Origin of the sequence: Novosphingobium panipatense (assembly GCF_900182875.1) — a bacterium.
GTDB lineage: Bacteria > Pseudomonadota > Alphaproteobacteria > Sphingomonadales > Sphingomonadaceae > Novosphingobium > Novosphingobium panipatense.
The window spans coordinates 1-1396 of sequence record NZ_FXUI01000057.1 but is presented as its reverse complement, the minus strand read 5'-3'; the positions used below and the strand labels follow the sequence as shown (position 1 = coordinate 1396).

The following is a 1396-nucleotide window of genomic DNA, read 5'->3' as shown; positions in this document are numbered from 1 at the left end:
CTTCTCTGATTGGGGCCTAGTGGGTCAAGCTGCTTTCTCGACTTTATGATCATTCCCATGGATCACTCGCTTCTCTCCGCGGTCGGCGCAAGGCCGCCGCATAATGGGGTCATGGAGAGCGAGACGTCTCAATCTGTTTCGCGACCTTCAGCTAAGCTGAGGTTCCGGACTCTAAGCGAGATCGTCTTGCCCTTCGTCCCCATGGGAACGACACGGCCCGCCTTGTCAGGCGGGATTCGGTTCAGGCCTCCTCATGCTGCCAGTCCGGTGAGCGGTTTGCGCCAGCGGAACTCGCTGTGGTCGGTCCACATACGGTGCATGATGACGGCAAGCTTGCGGGCGACCGCGACGCGGGCTTTCGCCATACCGCGCCGCTTTGCGACGTTCATGCCCCACGCCTTGAGGGCCGACCATTTCTTGCAGCGGGTCAACAGCGTGTGTGCCGCCTCGTAGAGCAGGGTTCGGGCCAGCTCGTCGCCGCATCGGCTGATGCGTCCTTGCACATCGGTTTCGCCTGACTGATAGCGCCTCGGAGTTAGGCCGAGATGGGCGCCAACGTCGCGTGACCGCCGGAAGCGCTCGGGTTGATCCACGGTTGCACGGAACGCCAGTGCCGTCAGCGGCCCAACGCCGGGTACCGTCATCAGTTGTCGGCAGATTGGTTCGACGCGAACCGATTCCAACGCGCGCCGTGTCAGCCGCTCGAGTTCGCGGTACATGGTCGCGATGATCGCCAGCAGTGGCTCGGTTATATCGGTCAACGTCGGATCCGCATCAGCCAACTCGCGTACCCTGGCCGAGAACAGCTTGCGCCCCGGTGATCCCAACTTGAGCCCGCTTTCCCGCAAGACTGCCCGCACTGCGTTCTCCATATCGCGCAACTTGCAGAGCACCGTCCGGCGAGCCACCAGCAATGAACGCGCCATTCTCGATGGAACGCTCTTGACGTGAACCTGGCGATACCACCCGGTACGGATGATTTGTGCCAGGCCCCGGGCATCATTGCGGTCGGTTTTGTTCGGCATCGCTCCCATCGCGGCTTTCGCCTGGCGGGTTTCGATGCACAATGCCGGAAAACCAGCCCGCGTCAGTCCCTGGTGCAGCCAGGCCGACTGCGAACAGGCCTCGAGGCCTATCCGCTCCATCGGCAAATCTACCAGGTTGAACGCCGAAATCAGGCTTTCCGGATCGCTGGCCGCGCGTAGTTCGCGGACGATCGTGCCCGTACCATCGACAATACAGATCGCTGTCTCTTCCAAAGACACATCCAGCCCGGCATAATAGCTCATGGTTGCTTCTCCTCATGGTTGTGGCCGATCACACGGACCACGTTCTACCATTTGCGAGGAGCAGCCACTCCACCGACTCGTCGTGGAGCCCCAATCACCCCATCTGT

The 1396-nt window shown here is 61.5% G+C and carries 1 protein-coding gene; it reads right to left on the bottom strand.

All coding sequences use genetic code 11. From position 1 onward, the window contains the following. Positions 1–251 precede the first annotated feature (251 nt). Complete coding sequence (locus QOL62_RS19785; protein WP_037508608.1) at positions 252–1289, bottom strand: IS110 family RNA-guided transposase; 1038 nt, start codon at positions 1287–1289, stop codon at positions 252–254. Positions 1290–1396 lie beyond the last annotated feature (107 nt).

Coding starts and splice junctions, on each gene's coding strand:
- QOL62_RS19785 (WP_037508608.1), bottom strand. CDS start 1,289: ATGAGCTATTATGCCGGGCTGGATGTGTCTTTGGAAGAGACAGCGATC.